The sequence below is a fragment of the Thermovirga lienii genome (genome assembly GCF_036847465.1).
GTDB classification, from domain to species: Bacteria; Synergistota; Synergistia; order Synergistales; family Thermovirgaceae; genus Thermovirga; species Thermovirga lienii.
The window spans coordinates 19,196-44,159 of sequence record NZ_DAITZW010000009.1; the positions used below are offsets into that span (position 1 = coordinate 19,196).

A 24,964-nucleotide genomic window follows, 5' to 3' on the forward strand; every position below is an offset into this window, starting at 1 on the left:
GAGGACTCAAAGATGACAAAAACAGTCATTAAAGTAGGAATGGCAAGCTGTGGTATAGCTGCAGGAGCCCGTCCAGTTTATGAGTACCTGCTAGATAAGCTGGGCGACAGAAAAGACGTAGAAATAAAACAAGTAGGTTGTATAGGACTCTGCTTCAGAGAACCGCTGGTGGAAGTAATCAAAGATGGTACCAGAGTAATGTACGGAGAGGTAGACATTGATTCCCTCGAAAAAATAATAGAAAGCCACATTCTAAACGGCACCCCTGTTGAAGAAAAAATAATCTTAAGCGATTCCACAGAAGCTCCAGAAAACAAAACCATTGACAAACAGGTTCGAATAGTCCTCAGAAACACGGGAATAATAGATCCCACAAAAATTGATGAATATCTGGAAAGAGACGGCTACAAAGGACTCACGAAGGCTCTACAGATGGATCCTGAGGCAGTAATAGACGAGATCCTGGAAAGCGGCCTGAGAGGAAGAGGCGGAGCTGGATTCCCCACCGGTTTAAAATGGAGGTTTGCGCGAAAAGCTGCAGGTGACGAAAAATACGTTGTTTGCAACGCCGACGAGGGTGACCCAGGAGCCTTCATGGACCGATCAGTCCTTGAAGGAGACCCCCATTCTGTCATAGAAGGCATGTTGATCTGTGGTTATGCCATAGGAGCAAAGCACGGGATAATTTATTGTAGAGCTGAGTATCCTCTGGCTATAAAACACCTCAACATTGCAATCGAACAAGCAAGAGAAAGAGGTTTCCTGGGCAAGAACATTCTAGGATCGGGCTTTGATTTCGACATTTATATCAAGGAAGGTGCCGGAGCGTTCGTGTGCGGCGAAGAGACGGCACTAATGGCCTCGATAGAGGGTAAAAGAGGCATGCCCAGACCACGACCGCCATTTCCTGCAAACAAAGGAATCTTTGGTAAACCAACAAACATCAACAACGTTGAAACGCTGGCGAATGTGGCATGGATAATCCTTCACGGCGCCTCCGAGTTCAATAAGTATGGTACGGGCAAGAGCAGAGGGACCAAAGTGTTCGCCCTCGCTGGAAAGATAGTGAAAGGCGGCTTGGTTGAGGTTCCAATGGGAATGCCCCTAAGAGAAGTTATCTTCGATGTTGGAGGCGGTATTCCAGACGGAAAGGAATTTAAGGCTGTTCAGCTTGGAGGCCCATCAGGCGGATGCCTTCCAGCGTCCGAGCTTGACACTCCTGTTGACTACGAATCCATAAACGCCACCGGCGCAATCATGGGATCTGGTGGAATGGTAGTCATGGACGAAGATACCTGCATAGTCGACGTCGCGAAATTCTTCCTGAGCTTCGTCCAAAGCGAATCCTGTGGCAAGTGCCCCTTCTGTCGTATAGGAACCAAGAGGATGTTGGAGATCCTTGAGAGAATATGTGACGGAAAAGGAACTCCGGAAGACTTGGATCTGCTGGAAGACCTGGCCTACAAGATAAAGGACGGATCACTTTGCGGCCTAGGGCAAACTGCTCCTAACCCCGTTTTGACTACGCTAAAATATTTCCGCCACGAATACGAGGCCCACGTCAACGAGAAAAAATGCCCCGCAAAGGTATGTACGAACCTTATTCATTACACAATAGATCCAGATACGTGCATAGGCTGCACAAAATGTTCTAAGGTCTGCCCTGTGGGCGCCATTGAAGGCCAAATCAGACAGCCTCACAAGATAGATGACTCTGTTTGCGTACGTTGCGGACAGTGTAAGTCTGTATGCCCAGTAAAAGCCATCTCCGTAGAATAAGGAGGAACTAGAAATCATGGAACGTACAGTTTCTGTAATCCTAAATGGGAAAACCGTAAAGGGATACCCGGGACAAAAAATACTGGACCTATGTGCAGAAAATGGTATTGAGATACCCACACTCTGTTACGATAAGCATCTTTCCTTGTATGGAGGATGCTCCATATGCCTGGTGGAAGTCAAAGGTGCAAGAAGCCTGGTTAGGGCATGCGCTACCCCTATCCAGGAAGGAATGGAGATAGAGACCCATACGGAACGAGTCAAGGGAGCCAGAAAGCTTGCTCTAGAGCTTCTACTTTCAGACCACGTTGGAGATTGTAGACCTCCCTGTCAGTTGGCCTGCCCTGCCCGTGCTGATGTAAAAAGCTACGTAAACCTGGCAGCGGAGGGCAAATTCCGTTCAGCTTTGGATGTACTTCATCAGGGAATCACCCTCCCTGCAAGCATAGGGCGGGTCTGCCCTGCTCCGTGCCAAGAGAAATGCCGAAGGCATTTCGTGGATGAAGAACCTGTATCAATAAGAGAGATCAAACGATACATAGGCGACTGGGGATTGAGCCAAGGAGATTTGGGAGAGATACCTCAGATAAAGGAAAATGGAAAGTCTGTAGCCATAGTAGGAGGAGGCCCGGCAGGCTTATCTGCGGCCTACTACCTCAGATTGAAGGGTTACAAAGTAACTATATTTGAAAAAGAATCCAAACTTGGCGGAATGATGCGCTATGGTATCCCAGATTACAGACTTCCACAGGAGATACTTGAAAAAGAATGCCAGTGGTTGCTCGCACACGGCATAGAAACCAGAATGAACACTGCCCTGGGCAAGGACGTAACCCTGGAGGAACTAAAAAAACAATATGACGCCGTACTGTTGGCCATGGGCTGTTGGAAATCCACCCCCATGCGCGTCCCTGGTGAAGACCTTCCGGGAGTCATAGGTGGAATCGAATTCCTGTACAAAGTAAACAATAAACAAGAAACCGGTATCGGCAAAAAGGTTGCCATAATAGGCGGCGGTAACACCGCTATGGACGCAGCAAGATGTTCCCTGCGCGAAGGTGCTGAAAAAGTCTACGTAGTCTATCGCAGAACCAGAGAGGAAATGCCCGCTGAAGACATTGAGATAGAAGAAGCAATGGAAGAAGGGGTAGAATTCATTTTCTTGGCCGCACCCACTGCAATAGAGGGCAATTCCAGGGTAGAATCGATAGTCTGCGAGAAGATGGCCCTCGGCGCACCGGATGCTTCTGGAAGGAGAAGACCCATACCCACCGGAGAAACCTTTACCTTGGAAGTAGACACTGTAATAGCAGCCATAGGCCAAAGAATTGACCTTTCTTCACTGCCGCAAGACATCCATGACGGCAAATGGCTCAAGGTCGACGAGCACTTCGCCACTCCATATGAAGGAGTTTTCGTGTGCGGCGATCAAAAAACTGGCCCTGGCATAGCCGTTGAAGCCATTGGAAGTGGCCACTGGGCAGCGGAATCCATTCATCATTATCTCACAGAGGGCATTCCCCATAGGCCCTTTGAGTGCGACGTAGTAAGAGATGATCTTGGACCTGAAGATTTCTTGGATGTAGAAAAACAGCCTATGGAGAAACCCTTGATCCTGGAGCCACAAGAAAGGTTATCCAAGCCCTACGAAGAGTTCAATAAGGGGCTCACCGAAGAGCAGGTTACAATAGACGGCAGCCGATGCATGAAGTGCGGATGCCCAGATATCCATGAATGTAAGCTAAGGGAGTACAGCATAGAATACGAAGCCTCACCCGATGCTTTCCCGAAAGAGCTATACTCTAGGCCAGACCGTCCAGAGGAAGCCAATACGTACTACATAAGAAACATGGATAAATGCATCCAGTGCGGAGTCTGCGTCAGGACATGTGAAGAAATAGCCAATTGTCATGCCATAGACTTCCAAAAACGAGGTATCAAAACCTTCGTTGGCCCCGGTGTAGACCGCACAATAGAGCATTCGGACTGTATATTCTGCGGACTTTGTGTGCAAAACTGTCCCACCGGAGCCCTTGTAGAGAGAACGGCCTTCGGCATATCCAGACCTTCAAAGACAAAACTATCGAAGACCATATGCACCTACTGCAGCGTCGGTTGTGAACTGGTTGCTCACACGGACCTTTTGACAGGAAGAATAGATAACGTAACCGCAGACCTGGACAATCAAATGTCCATAAACAAAGGGAAAATATGCGCAAAGGGTAGATTCGATTGGCAATTCGTCAATAGAGACGACAGGATAAAAACTCCTCTAATCAAGGTAAACGGCACTTTCCAAGAGGCCTCTTGGGTTGAGGCACTGGAGTTCGTGTCCAAAAAACTGATGGCCATAAAAGACCAATACGGGTCTGATTCCATTGGTTTCTGTGCCTCTAACCATTGCACCAACGAAGAAAACTACCTACTTCAGCGTTTTGCCAGAGAAGTTGTTGGTACCAATAACGTCGACACTGTAGACAGCGCATACTACATGCCTGTAATAAATGGCCTCACATCCACTCTGGGAATGGCTGCCATGACTAATGATTTCGACTCCCTCAAGAATGCAAACGTGATTCTGTTGCTTGAGGCAAACCTGGCTGAAACCCATCCAGTAGCAGAGATGTGGATAAAGGAGCTCAAAAAAGCTTCTTCAGCAAAACTTTTGATAAGCAATTCCACCCCAACCAAACTGGATAGATACGCAGACATTACATTGCAGCAAAATAAGGGCACATCTGTGGCACTGCTTAACGGGTTAATGCACATTATAGTCGAGGAAGGTCTTTACAACAGTGACTACGTTATGAACAATACAGAAAACTTCGGTGAGTTGAAGAAGCTATTGTCCGAGTACTCTCCTTCTAAGGTAGCAGCCATAACAGGAATTCCTGAGAAAGCTCTAAGAGAGGCTGCCAGAACCTTCGCATCTGGGCCCAACTCCGCAATAATATTCGGGGATTGCCTATTGCAGCTTGAAAACGCAGAAGAAAACGTAAAATCCATAGCCAACTTGGCTCTACTCTGCGGAATGCTTGGAAGGCAAGGAACAGGCATTTATCCTGTAGTAGGCGCAAGCAACACTGTAGGAGCTTTTGATATGGGATGCACGCCACGCCTCTTACCAGGCTATCTGCCATCCAATGATGAAACGGCGCGCAGCAAGGTAGAAGCCATTTGGAACTGCTCCCTTCCAACCAGAGAAGGCCATGGAATACTCGACATGATAGATAAAGCATCAAAAGGAGAACTAAAAGCAATGTACATCATGGGTTCTGACATAGCAAAGAAGCTCTCCTGCAAAGATGCTCTATCCAACCTAGACCTACTTGTGGTGCAAGACATATTCCTTAACGAAACTGCTCAACTGGCCGACGTAGTGCTGCCAGCGGCGTGCTGGGGAGAAAAGGACGGCACAAAGACAAACGCCTGCAGGGTCGTTCAGAAGACATCCAAAGCTGCCGAAGCACCCCAAGATGCAAGACCCGACTGGTGGATACTGACTCAACTTGCTGAAGCCTGTGGACGTTCCTGGTCCTTTGAAAACCCAGAGTCCATAATGAACGAAATAAGCAATGTGGCGGATATTTATGGTGGAATAACTTACGACAGGCTAAACACCAAGGGCTTAGCATGGCCTTGCTGGAACTTAAAACATGAAGGAACACCCATACTGTTTACAGAAGGTTTCCACAACAGAAAGGCCCGTTTCGCTCCGTGCGAATGGAAGTCCGCTAACTAAAAAATAGCGCTTATATAAGTAGGGGCCAGCTTTAAAGCTGGCCCCTACTCTTTTAAACTCAAATATTTTAATTGATATTGATGTTACTCTTCCTCTTCCTCCACCTGCGCCTGAGCTATTATCTTTTTGGCAATATCGTGAGGTACTTCTTCGTAGTGAGAAAATTCCATGGTGAAATTACCCCTTCCAGAAGTCATGGATCTCAGGATTATGGCATAACGGAACATCTCTGCCAAGGGAACCTGAGCCTTGACTACCTGCAAGCGCCCTCTGCTGTCAATACCCATGATCTTTCCTCTACGGCTGTTGAAATCACCCATTACATCCCCCAAGTATTCCTCAGGAACAACAACTTCCACGTTCATTATGGGCTCCAACAGTACTGGAGAAGCTTCCTTAATACCTTTTTTGAAAGCCATGGAGGCAGCTATCTTAAACGCCATTTCTGATGAGTCAACCTCGTGGTATGAACCAAAGAACAATATGGCCTTTACGTCAACTGTAGGATACCCAGCCAATACTCCTTTCTGCATGGCTTCCCGAAGTCCCTTCTCAACAGCGGGAATGTAAGATTTGGGAACGGCTCCGCCTACTATTCTGTCTTCGAATTCGAAACCTGTTCCTCTCGGGAGGGGCTGGAACTCTATATGCACATCTCCATATTGCCCTCTACCGCCAGACTGTTTTTTGTACTTACCCTGTGCCTTGGAGGATTTTTTGATCGTCTCTCTATATGGCACTTTGGGCGTCTGGGTCTCCAAATCCACTCCGTATCTTTCCTTGATCCTGGAAAGCATGATGTCCAAATGCACATCGCCCATTCCGGATAGGACACTGTCATGAGTCTCCGCGTTCTTCTCGAAATGCAGTGTCGGATCTTCCTCCAAGAGTTTGCTCAAGGCGCTAGCCAATTTATCTTCGTCGTTTCTGCTCTTTGGTAAAACTGCAACGCTGTATACTGGCTTGGGGAACTTTATGGGCGGGAAGATTATGTCGGTCCCCTTCTCCGCCAAGGTATCTCCCACGGCGGTGCTGTGGAGCTTAGGAATGGCGACTATATCTCCTACGATGATCTCCTTTTCATCGTCCCCATCTTTTCCCTTCATCATCTTGAAGGCGCTGATGCGCTCTTCCTCACCCTTACTGACATTGTAAATAGGACGATCGCTTGTAAGCTTTCCAGAGAATACCCTCAAGAAGGACAGTTTTCCTACGTAAGGATCAACCATTATTTTAAAGCACAAAGCTGTAAAGGGGCCGTTGGGGTCTGGAGCGACCTCAATCTCTTCTTCTCCTTTCAGGGCCTTGCGTGGAGGCATATCAAGCGGGGAGGGGAACAATGAAGCAATGGTATCAAGAAGCTGCAATACTCCTACGTTTAAAGTACTTGAGCCAGGTAATACGGGGAAAAGTTTTCTTTCTTTCACGGCCTTCTTGAGCGCAGGAAGCAACTCATCCAGGGCGAGTTCCTCTCCGTCAAGATAGCGCATCATGAGCTCGTCATCAGCCTCAACTATTCGTTCCAGCAACTCCTCCCTAGCATCTGAAGCCTCTTGCGCCAAATCCTGGGGTATCTCTTCTTCCTTGAATTCTTTGCTGCCATCTGCCTTGTAGACGTAAGCTTTCTGGGACAAGACATCTATTACACCCTTAAAATTGGCTTCTTGTCCTATGGGGAGAAACAGGGGCACTGCCTTATCTGACAAGTAGCGCCTTATGTCACTCAAAGTCCTGCTGAAATCTGCATTATCCCTATCCATTTTGTTTATGTAGAAGGCTACAGTCAAGCCCATTTCTTCTGCAAAATCCCAAGCCTTCTCCGTCTGAACTTCGACCCCGTCTACACCGCTTACGACAATAACCGTACCATCGGATACCCTCATGGCAGATCTTAGGTCTCCGATAAAATCCGCATATCCAGGGCAGTCCAGAATGTAATATCTTTTGCCAGCGTGATCCAACGTCAGAACAGAAGTGTTGATAGATATTTGGCGTTTCTTCTCCTCCGCTCCAAAATCACTGAGAGTATTACCGTCTTCAACCTTGCCCAATCTGGTAGTTACCCCGGTGTCGAAGGCCATAGCTTCCGCCAGCGAAGTCTTTCCAGATCCACCGTGACCTGTAAGAGCCACAGTTCTCGTGTTCTCGGGTAAGCGTCCTGCCATAAGTCCTACCTCCTCCATACATTCATAATTGTTTTTGTATGTGCCACTGCTTCGACTATGCTTCAGCAAAATTACTGCCCAATTTTGCTTTTCAACATATCTTCTACCATCTGAGGTTTAGCTTGTCCTCTCGTCTCCCGCATCACCAGCCCCATTAAGAATTTTATCTTCTTTCCTTTGGTGTCTTTACCTTCCAGTATTTCCTTTACCACATCCTGGTTTTGCTTCAAAATTTTATCCACTGTTTCCTCTAACTTTTGATCATCTATCCCACCCACTGCTATGCCAGCATCTTTCATTGCCTCTTCAAGGCCAACCTTTTTATCGAGCATTATTTGCCATAAATCTTTTCCAGCGGTATTGGATATTTTCTTTTCGTCCAAAAGTTTAATTAGTTTAGCCAGAGTCTGAGCTTCAATCTCGGGGTTCTCCAGATTGAACTTCCCCTCTTTGTTAGATCTGATAACCTCGGTCTTCATCCAGTTTACCAAGGGCTTGACAGGAGCACCAAAAGAAAGGGCATCCTCAAAATATCTGGCCAGCTCAATTTGGGATGTCAAAATTTCCGCCTCTTCTTCGCTGATGGAGAACTCAAACATGTACCTTTCCTTTTTCTCCCATGGGAGCTCTGGTATAGAGCTTGCCACCTCTTCTACCATCCCTTCGCTAACTACAACCAAAGGCAAGTCTGGATCGGGGAAATATCGGTAATCATGGGCCTCCTCTTTACTTCTGCTTGAGACGGTGATTCCTTTAGCATCATCCCAGTGGCGAGTCTCCTGAACCACTGTGCCTCCTGACATTAAAAGTTCCTTCTGTCTTTTCTGCTCATATTCCAGAGCACGCTGGAGAGCCCTTAGGGAGTTCATGTTCTTGATCTCCACCTTTACACCGAGGGGTTGCCCTTCCTCGTTCAACGATATGTTGGCATCCACTCTCATGGAGCCAGACTCCATATCACCATCGGACACTCCTAGGTACCGAACCAACTTTCTCAATGCAAGAACGTATTCCTTAGCCTCCTCAGGAGTGGAAATTTGAGGTTCCGATACAATCTCTATCAGCGGAACACCTGCCCTATTATAATCCACATAAGAAGCTCCAGAACCATGAAGTCTTCCATCCAATGTGGCATGCACAAGTTTGCCTGCGTCCTCTTCCAGGTGCAATCGAGTTATTCCTATAAATTTTTCCCCTTGCTCTGTCTTAATAGGTATCTTGCCACCAAAGGAGATAGGGCGGTCGTATTGGCTTATTTGATAGGCCTTAGGTAGGTCCGGGTAGAAATAGTTTTTCCTATGAAAGCGGCTCTCCTTTTGTATGTTACCGCCAATGGCGCACGACATTTTCAATGCCAGCTCCACAGCCTTTTTATTTAGGACTGGCAGGGTGCCAGGAAGTCCTAGACAAACTGGGCAAACGTTGCTGTTTGGCATAGCACCTATGTAGTCGGTGGAACAAGAACAAAAAAGTTTGCTTTTAGTCTTTAATTGTACGTGTACCTCTAATCCTATAACGGTTATGTACTTCTTAGACACCTTTATTCACCTCCTGGAGCCAGAGGGCAGGCTCCTATTACTTCTTCTATTTTCATTGCAGCTCTTAAGATGCGGCTCTCATGCCACTTTGGAGCTATGATCTGAATGGACTTTGGCAAACCTGCCTTGTTTTGTCCCATCCAAACGGACATTCCAGGTAAGCCCGCCAAATTTACAGGAAGGGTAAATATATCACTCAAATACATCTGTATTGGGTCGTTGACAAGCTCCCCTTTCTTGAATGGAGGGGTGGGAGTGGAAGGCATTACAATAATATCGACCTTTGAGAAAGCTTCCTTAAACTTGTCGCAAACATATTTTCTCACCTTCAAACCCCGCAAATAATAGGCATCATAGTAACCAGAGCTAAGGACGAATGTGCCTATCATTATTCTTCTTTTGACCTCATCTCCAAAACCTTTGCCCCTCGTCTTTATATACTGCTCCAAAAGGCTGTAGGCTTCCTCACGGAGTCCGTAACGCACTCCATCGTACCTGGCCAAGTTGGAGCTGGCTTCAGCTGGAGCAATTATATAATAACAAGGAAGAGCGCACTCCTTGATATCACCAAGGTTCAAATCTACGGGCACAGCCCCATTCTCCACTAGTATATCCAAGCCCTGTTCAACGGCATGAGCCAATTCAGCATCTAAACCTTCTTCCATGAAGTCTCTAACTATCCCTACCCTCATGCCCTTGATGTCAGCACCTTTTGCTATAGACTCATAGTAAGATGGTCTACTGCCCGTCCAACATGTGGAATCCTTTGGATCATGCTTGGCTATAACATCAAGCGCTAGGGCCATATCCCCGACTGTTCGAGTAAAGGGTCCTATTTGGTCAAGGGATGATGAAAAAGCAACTAACCCGTACCTGCTCACAAGGCCATATGTTGGCTTCATGCCATGAACCCCACAAAAAGCTGCAGGCTGCCGTATGGAGCCTCCCGTATCGCTGCCAAAGGCCATAGGAGCGTACCCAGCAGCGACGGAAGCGGCACTGCCACCTGAGCTACCTCCTGGAACCCTCTCTAAATCCCACGGGTTAGAGGTTGGACCGAAAGCGGAATGTTCCGTAGAACTACCCATGGCAAATTCGTCCATATTACTTTTGCCTATGAGGATAGCTCCTGCTTCCTCCAGATAGGTCACTATGCTGGCATCGTAAGGCGAGACCCATTTTTCAAGCATCTTGCTTCCGCAACTGGTGGGATATCCTTTCACACATATGTTGTCCTTCAAAATGACTGGTACTCCCAGAAGGGGTTTGTCCCTCCAACGCCCTTCGAAAACTTCCTTATCTATTTCTTTTGCTCTCGTTTTCGCTTTTTCCTCCATTAAGGTTATGAGAGCATTGAGCTTATCTTCTTTAGATTTTATCTCTTCAAACACGGCTTCAACGACTTCTTGCGCCTTCAATTCCCCACTTCTTACAAGTTCAGATATCTCTTTAGCTGAAAGATGCGTAACTCTCATATCAATTATCCTCCCCAAGAATACTAGGAACCTCAAAGTAATTTTCCTCGTTGAAGGTCTCCAACTCTCTGAGGGTTTCCCTATCGTCCCACTCAGAAACGGCATCTTCCCTCATGGGGCAAACCGTATCTTCATCACCAGTAAAAGGGTCCACGTTATCCAAGGGAAGCTTCCCCAAAAGCTCGAAATAGCCCAAAATTTTATTGAAGTGACTCTGCAAGGAATCCACTTCTTCAGGCGTTACTTCAAGCTTGATAAGGCTAGCAATTCTCTCCACTTCTTCTTTATTTATCATGTTTTATAAACCTCCTCCTGGAGCATTTTCTTTAACCATGTTCCAAAACTCCTCTTCCGTTAAAATCTTGACTCCAAGGCTTTGGGCCTTCTGAAGCTTGCTTCCTGGGTTTTCTCCTACAACCACAAAAGTGGTTTTGGAACTCACGCTGGAAGACGCTTTGCCTCCTAGTGATTTTACGATCTCCTCCGCCTCATGTCTTTTCGCTCTCTTGAGTTCCCCAGTGAAAACAAACGTGTTTCCAGTCAAGGGGCCAGTGGTAACTTTTTCTTTACTCTTTTCTTCCATGAGAACCCCTGCCTGTTTCAACCTATCTATGAGCTTCAAATTGTTCTCGTCTCTAAAGAACGCATATATTGATGAAGCTATCTTACTTCCTACCCCAGGCACTTTTGAAAGGGTTTCTTCATCGGTCTTCATAAGAGCATCCATGCTGCCAAAATGGTTTGCCAACTCCTCTGCCACCTTCTCTCCAACGTACCTGATTCCCAAGGCAGAAATAAGCTTTCGCAAAGGTCTCTTTTTAGAGGCTTCTATGGCCTTCAATATAGCTTCAGCAGTTTTCTTGCCAACCTTTCTTTCGTTACGTTCGCCTGTCAAGGTCAAATTAGCTAATGTGTGAACATCCAAATGATACAGATCCGCAAAGTCTGAAACTATCTTTTCCTCCACTAGTTTTCTTATTATCTTATCTCCCAACCCTCTAATATCCATTCCGGCCCTGGAGACAAAATGCTTGAGCCCTTCCAATATTTGAGCTGGGCAGGATCTGTTGGGACACCTAATAACGACCTCGCCAGGCAGCCTGATAGTGTGGGAACCACAGACGGGGCATACTTGGGGCATTCTGAAAGGCAAGGTACCCTCAGGTCTTTTAGTTTTTTCTACCCTTACCACCTCAGGAATTACCTCTCCTGCCTTTCGTACCCAAACAAAGTCCCCGATCCTGACATCTTTTCTTTGAACTTCGTCAGCGTTATGTAAGCTTGCCCTCTGAACAACGCTACCACTTATGGTGACAGGCTCAAGGATCGCAACAGGCGTAAGAGCACCCGTTCTACCTACGGAGATCAATATATCCCTCACCTTGGTCAATTTCTCCTCCGCAGGGAATTTATAGGCCACGGCCCACCTCGGGGCCTTTGCAGTCCTGCCCGCTTTTTCCCAGAGAGATATATCATCGATCTTTATGACCGCCCCATCTATTACGTATGACAACTGATGTCTTCGATCCTGCAGTTTTAATATATAGTCCCAAACATCTTCTAGAGATGTGACCTTTCGTTCTTCGCCCTGAATCAAAAAACCTGCTTCTTTCAGCCACTGAAGGGTCTCCCATTGACTCTTTAAACCTAATGTGGAGGGGTTAACTATTTGATAGGCAAAAAAACCAAGTTTTCTCTTGGCGGTGACACTGGGGTCCAGCTGCCTCAAGCTACCAGCCGCTGCATTTCGAGGGTTGGCGAACAAGGGAAGTCCTTCTTCCTCCCTAGCTTCATTGAGCTCTTGGAAACTCTTTTTGCTCATAAAAACTTCTCCCCGCACTTCAAGGAAACCCTCTACCTTGATCTTGAGCCGTAAGGGGATTGATCTTATAGTCTTCAAGTTTTCACTTACGTCCTCTCCTACCAATCCGTCTCCCCTGGTCGCTCCACCCACAAAAACCCCGTCTTCATATCTCAAAGACACAGCCAGACCATCTATCTTGGGTTCACAGCAATACGAGGGGATATGAGTCCCCAAAATGTTTTCAGCCCTAACAAAGAACTGACTCAGCTGCTCCTTGGAGAAAGCGTTCTCCAGGCTTAGCATGGGAACTTCATGGCTTACCTTGGAAAATTCCTCACGGGGAATGCCCCCTACCCTTTGGGTAGGGGACTCGGGTGACACAAACTCAGGGAACGCATCTTCAAGCTCTTTTAGTTCAAGCAGGAGTCTGTCATATTCCTCATCAGTTATTTCAGGCTGATCTAAGACGTAATATAAGTAATCATGTTTTTCTATCTCTTTTCTTAATTCTTCTATTCTCTTCCGGGCCAGCTCCTTATCCATATAATCCTTCCTTCTTGCTACATGAGATTTCTTTCCCTCATTACTGTTTGGGACGCATTGTCGGGAAAAGTATTACATCTCTTATAGATTTAGAGTCGGTCAAGAACATGGTCAATCTGTCGATTCCCACTCCAAGTCCTCCCGTGGGAGGAAGGCCGTACTCTAGGGCCATTATGTAGTCCTCATCGAAGGCGTGGGCTTCCTCATCGCCTTCTTCTTTCTTCTTAGCCTGATCCAAAAATCTCTCTCGCTGATCCAGGGGATCGTTAAGTTCACTAAAGGCGTTAGCCACTTCGTTGCCATAAATGTAAAGCTCGAACCTGTTTGTAAAGTCCGGATTATCAGGATTTCTTTTAGCCAAAGGCGAAATTTCGGTAGGATGGCCAATTACGAAGGTAGGCTGAATCAGCTTATCCTCCACAAACGTCTCAAACAGCTCAGCCAATATGACAAAGCGGCTCTCCGTACCCTTTATTTCCAACCCCTTCTTCTTGGCGAACGCCCTGGCCTCTTCATCGGACTTTATTTCATCCAGGTCGTATCCGCAATATTCCTTAACAAGTTCCTTCATTGTAGCTCTTCTGAAAGGAGGTTCCAGAATCAGCTCAGTTCCCTGGTAATTTATCCTTCTTCCCCCCACGGCATCTGCAGCAGCGACGATCAACTCTTCAGTCAAATTCATTATGTCCTCGTAATCTGCATAGGCCCAATACACTTCCATTGCCGTAAACTCGGGGTTATGCATTGTGTCAATACCTTCATTTCTAAAGTTCTTGCCTATTTCGTACACTCTACCGAACATGCCGACTATCAGCCTCTTGAGGTAAAGTTCCGTTGCTATGCGAAGATAAAGATTTATCCCCAAAGCATTATGGTAAGTGATGAAGGGTCTTGCGTTGGCACCCCCAGCTATAGGCGACAAAATGGGGGTCTCCACTTCTATGGTCCCATGTTTTTCCAGGACACTGCGAATGGCATTTATTATCTTCGCCCTTTTGCGGAATGTTTCTCTCACCTCTGGGTTGGCTATCAGATCTACGTATCTGTGCCTGTAACGTATCTCGGTATCCTTCAAGCCGTGCCACTTCTCTGGAAGTGGCCTCAATGCCTTGGAAAGAAGCTTGAACTCTTTCACCAAAATAGAGAGTTCTCCTCGCCTCGTTCTGATGGGCACTCCCACCACTCCAAGGAAATCACCGGTGTCAACCCATTTTTTAAAAAAGGTATACTGCTCTTCTCCAACTACGTTCTGTTGGAAACAAAGCTGGATAGTATCATACTCATCCGCCAAATCCAGGAAGGCCGCCTTGCCGTGCCTTCTTATGGTCATTATGCGCCCAGCGGTGCTTATTCCCTCTTCAGCCACCTCATCAGGTTGCAAGTAATCGTACTTTTCCTTCACGTAACCCAAGGTGTGCCGCCTATCCCATTTTTCTACCTTGAATGGGTCGTATCCCTCTTCCTCTCTGAGCCTTCTTAGTTTATCTGTTCTTTGCTTTAAAATTTCATCTTCAGACATTAAAAGATCGTCTTTTTTCTCTAGCATAACTCCCGGCCCCTTTCGACATTATCTGAGAAATTCCTTAAGGCAGTCTCGAAACCTTCCCAATTTTTAGCACTGCCCACGTCCCTACGAAAAGATGATACACCATTAAACCCTCTAAACATACCTGACACAAGCCTCTTTATCAAGATTAACGCAACTTTTTCGCCAGCTTCCTCCTTAACGTCGTAGGCGAAATCTCTAAAGGTCTTGATGCGCACATCGATGGAGTTTGATAAATAACAGCTGTCTACCTCATACCCCAACCTATGTAATATATTAGGGAACATAAAGGGGTCTTTTATAGCTCCTCTGGCCAAAAGCACGGAAACACACCCGTTCTTGAGGTAACCCAACCCGTCATCCACGGAGAACACGTCCCCCGAACCACCTATATAACCTGGGAACATTCTCGCAGCTTCGTAAACTACGTTCCTGTCCGCCAGTCCCTCATACTTTTGCGCAGGAGTCCTGCCATGCAGCGAAACGTGAACTGCTCCTGCATTCAGCATTTTCTCAATGAAAGAAAAAGTATCGGCGTAGTTATCAGAGAGCTTGCGAATTTTCACCCAAACCGGCTTACCTAGGAGGCTAAGGGATTTTACCATTCTCTCTGCTTCCTCTGGTTTTTTCAAGAGAGCAGCTCCCGCTCCCTTTTTAAGCACTTTGGGCATGGGACACCCCATATTTATGGATATTGCCGCCCACCTGTCCTCCTTCAGGGCAACTTCTGCCCCTCTCAAAAGAACCTCCCCGGAACCGGCAAAAAGTTGAAGAACCACTGGAGGATCCTCGTTAAGGGTCTCCAGCATCCTGAAGGTCTTTTTACTGCCATGCACCAACCCTGCACAACTAACCATCTCAGTGTGAGTCAATCCAGCTCCCAAGCGTTTAAAAAACCTCCGTACGGCCGGTACGGTTATACCGGCAAGAGGCGCAAGCCACACGGGGTTGAGTTTGTCTCCTGCAAACCTGACATCCAACACCTTCTATACCTCTTTGGAACCGTTTTTGTTTCTCTCATAAATAAATCGAAGACCTTCCAACGTAAGCCAGGGATCAACATGCTGAATTTTCCCCGACAGAGAAGCTATCCGTTGAGCGTCTCCTCCCGTCGCTATAACCGTGACCTTTTGTTCCAGCTCCTCCTCTACCTTCTCGACCAGGTGATCGACCAGTCCTGCAAATCCATATAAAATACCTGCTTGAATGGATTCCATGGTATTCTGTCCGATAACCGTTTTCGGAACCTCAAAGGAAACTTTGGGCAACTTGGCAGTCCTTCCAAATAGTGCCTCCACACTGGTCGCAAGACCCGGAGCTATCACACCTCCGAGGTATTCCCTTTCCCGTGAGACCACATCCAGGGTTATGGCTGTGCCAAAATCTACTATAGCCATGGGAGCAGGATACTTCACCAATCCAGCCACGGCATTGACCAACCTGTCAGCACCGACTTCCGAAGGGTTCTTGTAAGCAATTTTGATACCCAAATCCAACTTACTGCTCACCATGAGAGAATCCACACCCAAATACTGCTTTATCCCAAAAGACCATGGATAATCCAGCGGTGGAACCACACTACTAATGACTGCACCTTCTATTTTATCGATAGGGATTTCGCCGACCTTGAGGAGGTTCAAAAGATAGACGCCTATCTCATCCGGCGTCCTATTGTGAGATCTCAACCTCCAGTGACACACAAGATCTTCTCCTTTGAAAACCCCCACCACTGTATGGGTATTCCCTATATCTACAACTAGAAGCATCACAACCATCCCCTCAGCAACTTATGGCAAAATACTATCTATCAAGGCCACAAAAACAGCAACACACACAGAAAGGGAAACAGACAAAAGGCCCGCTCCCCACGATCTTTTATATACAAAATACATTATCATCAAAGCTACGATCGGGAAAGGGAAAAACTTAGCACCGACCGTAACCGGTAGAATAGAAGCTATCATATCTGCAAAATTGTGCCACAAAGACAAAAGAAACTCCACAGGCAAGACAAAATATTCCCACGTTCCTGCCCCGCCAAAAACAACAGGGAAAACGGCCAAAAAAGATCCAAGGGGCAGGATAAAGCTAAAAAATGGGATAGCAAGCATGTTTATTATAATACCTGCTATGGGCACTCCACCAAAACTTCTAGAGATAAGGACTCCCGTGGTGAACCAAACAGCTGGCAAAACAATCAACTTTCTCCAAGCAATACTACCCGCTCCCACAACACTCAAAGTGAGGGCCGCCATGACGGAAAGCCGAAAACCCAAATCCCAAAACCAAAGAGGTCTTATCAAAAGAAGCAACACAGAAGCAATACAAACAGTGTTCAGCGCTTTTGAGGGCCTTCCCACAACTTTGGCCAAAAGGAATACCTGAATCATCACCGCTGCCCTCACTGCGCTCACTTGCGCCCCCGAAGCCAAGACATATAACCAAAGAACGATGGATTGAAGCCAAACAGCTCTTTTTGCAAAAAAGGCGACCAAAAGGACAAGAAGTCCTACGTGAAAACCTGAAATAGCCAATATATGCGATGTTCCCCACCTGGCGTGAGCATCTTGAAGCACCGGGTCCCTCACTCCAAGCCACGCTGCCAAAAGATAGCCTCTTGTATTAGGCGGCAAAGACAAAAGAAGCTTCTCCCTCAATAACCTCCGCCACCTAGACAATGAAAAGCCACTACTACCCACCACAGTAACCCTAGGGGAGGTCAAAACTTTATCTACCCCCTTGGTCTTCCAGTACAGGCTTTCATTGAAACCTTTCGAGAAGTCCAGCTTGAAAGATTCAGATTTACCTGAAATCTCCACAATGTCTCCCTCTCTAAATGGTCTTAAAGGCGATATCTTTATCAAGTATCTTTTGCCATCCTCCGCGTCGACGACCAAGGAGCGCCATCTTCCCCAAGGCCTCTCGAATACTACAGTGCCTTTCGTTTTTACTACTTGCGCGGGCAAAATTTTCCTTTGGTCCAAATCCAATCTGAAGACCGAATAAAGCACAACAGACAAAAAAACCAGACTCAGAATCACAAAAAAGGGAACAAAACCTGGAGGAGGTTCTGGAGTGCCTGAAAGGACAAGAAAGACAAAGAACAAAAAACCAACTACACAACATGCCCAAATGGGCAACCCTTTACCGTATAGATAAAGGGTTGCCCAAAACCCCGCCGCCAACGGGAACCCAGGAGCAAAGGACAGTATGCTTAATAGGTTATCGTCACATGTTCCTTTATTTTTTCCAGCTTCTTGGGTCCAATCCCCTTTACGGAAAGAAGATCTTCCACACATTTGAAAGGACCGTTACTATCTCTGTACTGAATTATTGCCTCAGCTGTTTTAGGACCTATGCCAGGCAAAGACTCCAACTCCTCAGCGGTTGCACGGTTGATATCCACTTTCCCATCTTTATGTTCTACTGCCTGGCCTTTCCCTTCAATCACAATACCTGATGCCTCACCATTGGAGACAAATGGCCTGCTGGGGACATCGTCCCCTTTTCTCGGCACATGCAAGTGTGCTCCGTCGAACAGAGGGGCAGCCATGTTGAAGGCTTCGCTGTCAGCCTCCTCCGTAAGCCCGCCAGCTTTCTCCACCAGCTCATATACCCGTGCGTCCTTGTGAATCTTGTAGACCCCAGGATACCTCACAGCCCCTGTGACATATACGACCCACGGCTGAGCTTCTTTTACCTTTGTATTGGCGTAATAATCCTCCGAAACGCCAAGATCCTTTACATTTGAAGTGTCATCCAGTTTTATATTGAGCGCAGGGCCTGCTATGTTTTTAGGTTCCTCTTTAGCCCACGACCCGGCAAACAAAGCGATTATACCTGCAGCCAAAAAAAGGCAAATGAGCCCTCCTAGCAAAAGAAGTAAGGGTTTCCATTTGTTCATGTTCCCGCCAAGGCCCATGTTACTCACCCTTAACCAATGATCTTTTCCAATTTGCCTCGGAGGCACCAGTGCTCTGCTTCAGTTATGCTCACCTCTACGAACTTACCCAGAAGTCCAGGGTCTCCTTCCACCAAAACCACCTTGTCTGTAGGTGTCCTTCCCTGCAACAACCCTTCACCTTTGGGCGGCAAACTGTCCAAAAGCACTTTATATTTCTTGCCCTTCAAACTTGCATTTATCTCATAAGATATCTTGTTTTGTAGCTCGTTAACAATGTTGAGACGCCTATATTTTTCTTCCTCTGAAAGCTGGTCTTTCATCTTGGCCCCAGCGGTTCCCTCCCTAGGCGAATATGCTGCTGTGTGCACAAGGTCGAACCGAAAACGCTTGAGGGCATCCACTGAAGCATTGAAATCCTCTTCGGTTTCTCCCGGAAAACCTACTATCAGGTCGCTGGTTATGGCAACCTCTTCCAGCTTGTTTCTTATTGTCTCAACTATTTTCGCATATTGCTCAACCGTATAGCCCCTGTTCATCAAAGATAGAATTCTGTCGCTTCCTGACTGGATGGGCAAATTTATGGCTGGACAGATCTTCGAATTCGATGCCATAACATCCACTATGTCTTCCGTAAAATCCTTTGGGTGGGAGGTCAAGAACCTCACCAGATCCACCCTTTCATCCGAGGCTACGTCTCTAAGCAAATTGGAAAACCTATATCCGTTATCAAAATCGGCACCGTAAGAGTTGACGTTTTGTCCCAGCAGAATTATCTCTCTTACTCCGTCAGCCACCAGAAAATCTATTTCTTTGAAAATTTCCTCAGGAGCCCTGGAACGGAACCTGCCTCTAGTAAAAGGCACTATGCAGTAAGTGCAGAAATTGTCACAGCCGTGAGCTATAGTTATATAAGCCCTCCAAGGGTTATCCCGCCTCAAAGGAGGGCAATCGAGATCCGAAAGCTCCCTTGGGTCATCCAACAACAAAACCCTCTCTTCGTTCTTTGCAACCTTGGAAAGAGCCTCAGGGACCTTTCCAAGGTTTCTCGGACCCGCAATCAGGCAAACGCTCTTGAACCTATCCATGAACTTGCTTCCCAGCCTCTGAGCCATACAACCAATAACGGCCACCTTAGGTGCCCCTTTCCTTCTCCACTGGGAATCCAACCTTCCTATTTCACTCCAAACCTTCTGTTCTGCCTTCTCTCTAATGCTGCACGTGACAAATATCACCAGATCAGGCTTTTCCTCCAAGGACACCTCGCTGAATCCTTCCTTTGCCATAGCGGTCCTGAGCCGTTCTGCATCATATACATTCATCTGGCAGCCATATACTTTTATCGCGTAACTATTCACCTACAATACCTCCACGTGGCAAAGTTATTTATCAAAACCAATGGAAATGATACCATTTAAATAGCTCTCTTGAACAATAATCAAGACATACGAAAATCTTCAAAAACAGGAGGTCTTCCTTACTTGAGGATAAACCCTTTGAAGCTTTTGGTTTTCACGTTGATTCTACTATCAAGTTTGATCATTTCAAACCCCTCTGGGGAAGCAATAAACAAAACAACTCTACCCTCCCTGGAGGGCTGGAAGATGGATAGTTTGTTCTCCGTACCATTAAAGTCAGCAAAAGGAATAGAAGGATGGTGGAGCGAAGCAACTTACCGCAACCCACCCAATCCAATCATAAAAGTGGTCATCATCGAAGGCCCTAACGTTCCCTGGTCGAACCTGAAATATATCGAAGCTTCTCCAGATAACGAAGGTCTTTTCGATAGCGAAGCCACATATGAGTTAATACAAATAAACGGCAAAAAAGGCGTGCTGGAAAGCCATCCCCTTTTGGGGAACACCCTAGCGCTTTCCCTCACGCCTCAGACAACTATAACCATGGAAACCAAGGGACCCAAAAGTTACCTATTGCAATTCTCTCAGTTGCTCCTACAAACAATACCGGAAGAAACCGACTGATTTAGATTCAACATTCAGGATCTGGCAGCCAAAGAGATCGCCAAAGCCTGCAGCACCTCTATGCTGTTTACGCATGGAACACCCAATTCAATGGCGGCTCTCCTTATTTGGAATCCATCCCCCAAGGATCTGGAATTACCCGAAGGTACATTGAATATAACGTCCCACTTGTGCTTTTTTATGTCTTTTATCAGTTCATCGCCTTTAGGTTCCCTCTTGCAGTGGATCCCCCATTTTTCAAGCACTCTTCCGGTGCCTTCGGTAGCGAAAATCTCCCATCCTAGAGCCTTAAAAGTTCCCGCGATTGGCGCAACTTGGGATTTATATTCATCTCTCACGGTGAACAATATCTTACCTTTTTGGGGAATTTTCCATCCGGCTCCTTCAAAGCCCTCTTTGAGGGCCTCCGCAATGGTATCAGCAACCCCAAGAGACTCTCCTGTGGATTGCATTGCAGGCCCCAGACGATTATCAACACCAGGCAGTTTTTCAGTCGAAAAAACGGGCACCTTGACACCAAAGGGACCTGTTGGAGCACCCTCTTCTTTCTTCAATCCAAAATCTTTTAATTTCTTACCCATGGCTATGGCGACAGCTATCTCAACCAGCGGAACACCTGAAAGTTTGGCCGCTATTGGGACAGTCCTGCTAGCTCTGGGATTAGCCTCTATTACATACGTTTCCCCACCGGATATAACAAATTGAATATTTATAAGGCCTTTCACGCCCAAAGCCTTCGCTAACCTTGTTGTTATATCTTTAATCTTCTCTCTTTGGCGATAGGATAGTGATATGTCGGGGAATATCGATATGGAATCCCCTGAATGAACCCCAGCAGGATCCAGGTGTTCGAAAATACCGGGGATGAATACCTCGTCGCCATCACAAAGAGCATCTACCTCAAACTCCTTGCCCGGCAAAAATTGATCCACAAGGACCTTCGCTCCTTCATTAGGCCCTACAATCCTTTCCAGCACCTCCGAAAGCTCTTCCTCGTTATAGACAACCTGCATGGCAAGACCGCCTATAACGAAACTAGGCCTAACCATAACGGGGAAACCGTTTTCCTTGACCCACGACAGAGCCTCCTCCACGGAGCTTACGGCTATACCTTTAGGTTGAGATATATTCAAATTCGTCAAAAGCTCTGAAAAACTGCCTCTGTCCTCTGCGGTCTCCACCGCTGAAGCGGGCATTCCCAAAAGCTTTATGCCATTTTTTTCAAGTCCCAATCCGAGCTTCAACGCAGTCTGCCCACCAAAGCACGCGAAAACCCCTAAGGCTCCTTCTCTTTCTAAGATGGGCATAACATCCTCTACCGTAAGGGGCTCAAAGTACAAAGCATCCGACATATCGTGATCCGTGCTGACCGTTTCAGGGTTGTTGTTTATCATTACCGCCCTGTAGCCTAGCTTTCGTATGGCCTCTATGGCCTTCACGCAGCAATAATCGAATTCAACCCCTTGGCCTATTCTTATTGGGCCAGAACCCAACACGGCTATTGTCTTGCCCTTACAATGCTCTTTCAGATCATCACTTGACCCGGAACAGGTGCTATACCAATACCCAGAAGCAGAAGGCACCTCGCCTGCCGTGCTGTCCACCTCCCGGTATGCCTTAGCGACAGGGCTCCAACCCTCATGTCTTTCAAGATCCTCAATGCTCAGACCGCAGTATCTACTGATGTCCTCCTGGGAAAAACCTAGCCTTCGCGTCTTGCTCAAAGTCTCCGGATCGGGCCCTTCGGATGAAAGTTTCTTACATATATCCACAATTACTTTGGCCTGATCTATGAAGAACTTATGAATTCCGGACTTTTCAGATATGGTTTCTCCTGCATAGCCTCGTTTCAAAAGCTCAAAGGTAGCCCACATCCTCCTATGAGTTGGATTAACAAGCTCCCTAAGCAACTCGTCATCGCTCATGGAAGAAACCTCAGGATTATCAAGCCCATAAGGCAAATCCAGGGACCTAATGGCCTTGAGCAGAGCTTCAATGTAACTTCCTCCAATCGCCATAACCTCACCAGTGGATTTCATTCTTGTTCCCACAGTGGGCTCTGCCTCAGGAAATTTCTCAAAAGGCCATCTAGGGAATTTGACTACCACATAATCCAATGCCGGCTCCGCAAGGGCGCTTCCAACACCTGTCACGGGGTTTGGTATATCGGTCAAATTTATACCCATGGCTATTTTTGCAGCCACCCTGGCTATAGGGTACCCTGTGGCCTTGCTGGCTAGGGCGCTGGACCTGCTGGCCCTCGGATTTACCTCTATCACCACGTACTCATCCAGCGAAGGGGACACAGCAAACTGGACGTTGCAGGCGCCTTTTATGCCGATAGCATCCACGATCCTGAAGGCTGACGAACGAAGGCGCTGCCAAAAGGCATCTGGCAAGGTTAGAACGGGAGCCACAACGATACTATCGCCGGTATGGATCCCCATGGGGTCTACGTTCTCCATGCCGCAGACACAGAGCTTATTGCCCGCATTATCCCGCACAACTTCAAGCTCTATCTCTCGCCAATTTTTAAGGTATCTTTCTACCAACACCCTATGAACAGGAGAGGCCCGCAAACCCTCCTCGGTGATTTTTGCAAGTTGTTGGGCATCAAATGCCACTCCTCCTCCGGTACCACCGAGAGTAAAATCAGGGCGAACTATGAAGGGAAAATGCTCTTCCTTGGCAAAATCCAAAGCTTCCTCTGGATTTGAGACATAGGCGCTATCTACGACAGGCTCTCCGATGGATCTCATCAAATCCCTGAAGGCATTCCTGCCCTCAGCTTTTCTGACTGAATCCGCTGAGGTTCCTAATATAGAAACTCCGTATTTGTCCCAAACGCCCTTTTCGTCCAGCTCCACAAGAAGGTTCAAAGCCACCTGCCCACCCAAGGTTGCTATAACCCCGTCGGGCCTGTGAGCTTTTAATATTTCCTCCACAACCTCTGCAGTGATAGGCCTTATATAAACCACATCTGCCACGCTTACATCGGTCTGAATCGTGGCAGGATTGCTGTTTAGGAGTATGACTCGGTGTCCTTCCTCTTTTACCGCTCGACAAGCTTGACTGCCTGAATAATCAAATTCCGCAGCCTGGCCTATCCTTATGGGTCCTGAACCTATTATCAAAATGTTTAGTTTCTCCATATTGTTTTTCAACATCCCTAAACCCCTTTCACAGACCTCAAAAAGTCATCAAAGAAAAACTCAAAATCCAAAGGCCCAGGGCTTCCCTCTGGGTGAAACTGAACACCCCATATGGGAAGTTTTTCATGTTTGATCCCCTCGACGCTGCCATCGCCCAAGTTGATATGGGTCACTATCATGCCAGTGCCCGCCAAAGAGGATTCCACCACGGCATAGCCGTGATTTTGACTAGTGACGAACCCCTTACCCGATAGGACATCCTTGACAGCATGGTTGGCTCCCCTATGCCCGTACTTTAGTTTCTCTGTAACTCCTCCGGCAGCTAGCGCCAATATCTGCATGCCAAGGCAAATTCCTGCAATAGGTTTATGTCCCAACAATGCTGATACGGTCTTTATCTCATCTACCAAAAGCGCTGGATCTCCAGGACCGTTGCTCAACAATATGCCGTCGGGCTCTTCTTTCAGTATCTCTTCTGCTTTGGTGTCATGAGGGTAAATCACCACATTGCAGCCCCTTTTCACCAGTTCCCTCACTATGTTTCTTTTGACTCCATAATCTATTAAGGCAATTTTGGGGCCATCTTCTTCTCCCACTCTCATTACGTTTTTCGTAGAAACCTTCTTGACGGGGTGTATCTCTTCGGGGTATACAAAGCTTTTTCTTTTCTCAGAACATATAATTCCTCTTATGCTCCCGTGTTCCCTCAAATGAACGACCAACCTTCTGGTATCTACTAGGTCCATCCATCCTACGCCGTTATTTATGAGCCATTCGGGAAAAGCTGGTCCTTCAAAGGTTTCTTTTTCCATGTTGGCCACCACGACACCGCTCGCCCAGGGCCTGTCGCTCTCGAGACGATCAAGATCCACTCCATAGTTACCTATCATGGGAAAAGCGAAAACAACTATTTGCCCCGCAAAGGACGGATCCGATACAGCTTGAGGATAGCCAACAGGAGCCGTATCGAAGACCACTTCCCCATAGGTCTCTATTCCCGGTCCCACTCCCTCCCAGCACGTTCCATCCTCAAGAACAAGATACATAGGTCGAACTTCGTACACGGAAACACCCCCGAATTGTAAAATTAGGTTTACTTAAACTATACACCAAAACCAAAGTTTATTGGTCTAGATGATTATATTTTTTTTGGTTGAGATGTCAAGCGTTCTTGGCGCAAGAATCGCACAGATGGGCCTGTATTTTGCTCGACCTGTTCAGGAAAACTGAAAGGAATAGCAGAAAAGGGCACGGCTAGTTTATGTTGGTACCCCCAAACGGCTAAAGACAAACTTGTGCTGGGGCTTTCTGTTTTTGTTTCGGTTTGTTTAATGGAA

General features: G+C 46.9%; 16 protein-coding genes. 3 read left to right on the forward strand and 13 right to left on the reverse strand.

The annotated features are described in order from the left end of the window. Positions 1-12 precede the first annotated feature (12 nt). On the forward strand, positions 13-1,779 hold the full coding sequence (nuoF, locus tag V7Z69_RS04430; RefSeq protein WP_334138765.1) for an NADH-quinone oxidoreductase subunit NuoF: 1,767 nt from the start codon (positions 13-15) through the stop codon (positions 1,777-1,779). 16 nt (positions 1,780-1,795) lie between these two features. Continuing rightward, on the forward strand, positions 1,796-5,521 hold the full coding sequence (locus V7Z69_RS04435; RefSeq protein WP_334138767.1) for an FAD-dependent oxidoreductase: 3,726 nt from the start codon (positions 1,796-1,798) through the stop codon (positions 5,519-5,521). Between the two features lie 83 nt (positions 5,522-5,604). Here V7Z69_RS04435 and fusA read toward each other — a convergent pair whose 3' ends face one another. The 11 genes from fusA to miaB form a co-directional block, all read right to left on the reverse strand. Continuing rightward, the gene (fusA, locus tag V7Z69_RS04440; RefSeq protein ID WP_334138768.1) at positions 5,605-7,686 is read right to left on the reverse strand and encodes an elongation factor G; all 2,082 of its coding nucleotides are present in this window, start codon (positions 7,684-7,686) and stop codon (positions 5,605-5,607) included. A 71-nt stretch (positions 7,687-7,757) separates the two neighbouring features. Next, positions 7,758-9,224, reverse strand: a complete 1,467-nt coding sequence (gene gatB, locus V7Z69_RS04445) for an Asp-tRNA(Asn)/Glu-tRNA(Gln) amidotransferase subunit GatB (RefSeq protein ID WP_334138769.1) — start codon at positions 9,222-9,224, stop codon at positions 7,758-7,760. Between the two features lie 2 nt (positions 9,225-9,226). Further along, positions 9,227-10,699 carry an Asp-tRNA(Asn)/Glu-tRNA(Gln) amidotransferase subunit GatA gene (gene gatA / locus V7Z69_RS04450; protein ID WP_014163399.1) on the reverse strand — a complete coding sequence of 491 codons (1,473 nt, stop codon included), beginning with the start codon at positions 10,697-10,699 and terminating at the stop codon, positions 9,227-9,229. Between the two features lies 1 nt (position 10,700). Continuing rightward, complete coding sequence (gene gatC / locus V7Z69_RS04455; protein WP_014163400.1) at positions 10,701-10,994, reverse strand: Asp-tRNA(Asn)/Glu-tRNA(Gln) amidotransferase subunit GatC; 294 nt, start codon at positions 10,992-10,994, stop codon at positions 10,701-10,703. A gap of 3 nt (positions 10,995-10,997) precedes the next feature. Next, complete coding sequence (gene ligA / locus V7Z69_RS04460) at positions 10,998-13,046, reverse strand: NAD-dependent DNA ligase LigA (RefSeq protein ID WP_334138771.1); 2,049 nt, start codon at positions 13,044-13,046, stop codon at positions 10,998-11,000. Positions 13,047-13,086: 40 nt separating this feature from the next. Beyond that, entirely contained in the window at positions 13,087-14,592 is a 1,506-nt protein-coding gene (lysS, locus tag V7Z69_RS04465; protein ID WP_014163402.1) for a lysine--tRNA ligase, read from the reverse strand. Further along, positions 14,586-15,575: a tRNA dihydrouridine synthase gene (locus V7Z69_RS04470; protein WP_334138773.1), complete on the reverse strand. Its 990-nt coding sequence runs from the start codon at positions 15,573-15,575 to the stop codon at positions 14,586-14,588. Before V7Z69_RS04470 ends, lysS begins: the two co-directional genes overlap by 7 nt. Before the next feature lie 3 nt (positions 15,576-15,578). After that, the gene (locus V7Z69_RS04475; protein ID WP_334138774.1) at positions 15,579-16,358 is read right to left on the reverse strand and encodes a type III pantothenate kinase; all 780 of its coding nucleotides are present in this window, start codon (positions 16,356-16,358) and stop codon (positions 15,579-15,581) included. A gap of 21 nt (positions 16,359-16,379) precedes the next feature. After that, positions 16,380-17,699, reverse strand: a complete 1,320-nt coding sequence (locus tag V7Z69_RS04480; protein WP_334138775.1) for a ComEC/Rec2 family competence protein — start codon at positions 17,697-17,699, stop codon at positions 16,380-16,382. 107 nt (positions 17,700-17,806) lie between these two features. Then, a complete protein-coding gene (locus V7Z69_RS04485; protein WP_334138777.1) occupies positions 17,807-18,514 on the reverse strand; it encodes a helix-hairpin-helix domain-containing protein in 708 nt (235 codons plus the stop codon). A gap of 11 nt (positions 18,515-18,525) precedes the next feature. Continuing rightward, the gene (miaB, locus tag V7Z69_RS04490) at positions 18,526-19,851 is read right to left on the reverse strand and encodes a tRNA (N6-isopentenyl adenosine(37)-C2)-methylthiotransferase MiaB (RefSeq protein WP_334138779.1); all 1,326 of its coding nucleotides are present in this window, start codon (positions 19,849-19,851) and stop codon (positions 18,526-18,528) included. A gap of 246 nt (positions 19,852-20,097) precedes the next feature. On the opposite strand from miaB, the gene V7Z69_RS04495 reads away from it, so the two are divergent. Next, a complete protein-coding gene (locus V7Z69_RS04495; RefSeq protein WP_334138781.1) occupies positions 20,098-20,475 on the forward strand; it encodes a hypothetical protein in 378 nt (125 codons plus the stop codon). Between the two features lie 14 nt (positions 20,476-20,489). Here V7Z69_RS04495 and carB read toward each other — a convergent pair whose 3' ends face one another. Together carB and carA are read right to left on the reverse strand one after the other, a co-directional pair. Beyond that, positions 20,490-23,642 carry a carbamoyl-phosphate synthase large subunit gene (gene carB / locus V7Z69_RS04500; protein WP_334138783.1) on the reverse strand — a complete coding sequence of 1,051 codons (3,153 nt, stop codon included), beginning with the start codon at positions 23,640-23,642 and terminating at the stop codon, positions 20,490-20,492. Positions 23,643-23,644: 2 nt separating this feature from the next. Next, on the reverse strand, positions 23,645-24,691 hold the full coding sequence (gene carA / locus V7Z69_RS04505) for a glutamine-hydrolyzing carbamoyl-phosphate synthase small subunit (RefSeq protein ID WP_334138785.1): 1,047 nt from the start codon (positions 24,689-24,691) through the stop codon (positions 23,645-23,647). Positions 24,692-24,964 lie beyond the last annotated feature (273 nt).

Excerpts from the sequence above, each read along its gene's own strand:
- nuoF (WP_334138765.1), top strand. The coding sequence starts at position 13 with ATGACAAAAACAGTCATTAAAGTAGGAATGGCAAGCTGTGGTATAGCT.
- V7Z69_RS04435 (WP_334138767.1), top strand. The coding sequence starts at position 1,796 with ATGGAACGTACAGTTTCTGTAATCCTAAATGGGAAAACCGTAAAGGGA.
- fusA (WP_334138768.1), bottom strand. The coding sequence starts at position 7,686 with ATGGCAGGACGCTTACCCGAGAACACGAGAACTGTGGCTCTTACAGGT.
- gatA (WP_014163399.1), bottom strand. The coding sequence starts at position 10,699 with ATGAGAGTTACGCATCTTTCAGCTAAAGAGATATCTGAACTTGTAAGA.
- gatC (WP_014163400.1), bottom strand. The coding sequence starts at position 10,994 with ATGATAAATAAAGAAGAAGTGGAGAGAATTGCTAGCCTTATCAAGCTT.
- ligA (WP_334138771.1), bottom strand. The coding sequence starts at position 13,046 with ATGGATAAGGAGCTGGCCCGGAAGAGAATAGAAGAATTAAGAAAAGAG.
- lysS (WP_014163402.1), bottom strand. The coding sequence starts at position 14,592 with ATGCTAGAGAAAAAAGACGATCTTTTAATGTCTGAAGATGAAATTTTA.
- V7Z69_RS04475 (WP_334138774.1), bottom strand. The coding sequence starts at position 16,358 with ATGCTTCTAGTTGTAGATATAGGGAATACCCATACAGTGGTGGGGGTT.
- V7Z69_RS04485 (WP_334138777.1), bottom strand. The coding sequence starts at position 18,514 with ATGGGCCTTGGCGGGAACATGAACAAATGGAAACCCTTACTTCTTTTG.
- V7Z69_RS04495 (WP_334138781.1), top strand. The coding sequence starts at position 20,098 with ATGGATAGTTTGTTCTCCGTACCATTAAAGTCAGCAAAAGGAATAGAA.
- carB (WP_334138783.1), bottom strand. The coding sequence starts at position 23,642 with ATGTTGAAAAACAATATGGAGAAACTAAACATTTTGATAATAGGTTCA.